This is a genomic window from Herbiconiux daphne (assembly GCF_024979295.1).
In the GTDB taxonomy this organism is placed as follows: Bacteria; Actinomycetota; Actinomycetes; order Actinomycetales; family Microbacteriaceae; genus Herbiconiux; species Herbiconiux daphnes.
This window is the reverse complement of sequence record NZ_JANLCJ010000722.1, coordinates 1-544: the sequence shown is the minus strand read 5'-3', so window position 1 is coordinate 544 and position 544 is coordinate 1. Positions and strand designations below refer to the sequence as shown.

General features: G+C 39.5%; 1 protein-coding gene. It reads left to right on the top strand.

Features of this window, described 5'->3' with window-relative positions; all coding sequences use genetic code 11:
• Window positions 1–544 (top strand): DUF5309 domain-containing protein (locus N1032_RS27355; RefSeq protein WP_259543856.1); only part of this gene is annotated, 544 nt, incomplete at both ends.

Here is a 544-nt window from a genome sequence, read left to right as displayed (position 1 = left end):
GTTTCTGATACTGCCGAGGCTCTAACAGCTCATGGCCGTCCATCGGAACTAGAGTACCAAATTGAGAAAGCAACAAAGGAAATCAAAAGGGATTTAGAATCAACATTTCTGGGTTATCAAGTCAAGGATGAAGGTTCTGCTAACAACACAAGACTCATGAGTGGCTTCTACGATTTAGTAGCAAAAATTGATGAGGCTGAACCAAACACCGGCGCTATTACTCACAAGAAATTGGCAACTGATACTTTCACTGAAGATGATATTTATGATCTTACAGAGAATCTGTACATGGCTGGTGCTCGTGCTAATGTGGTAATGTTCCACCCAAGTCATGCTAAAACATTCGGCAAGTTCTTTGAGAATGGAAATCATACTAAAGTTTCAGTGTATTTCAATGATGATGACGAAGTACCAAATGCACTTACTAAATTCGTTGATCCTTTAGGTCAAGAGTTTATCCTTCTTCCAAATAGGATGATGGACCCATATGTAATCTATTTCTTCCACCCTCATGATTGGTTCCAACGTGTATTGCGTAATCCAA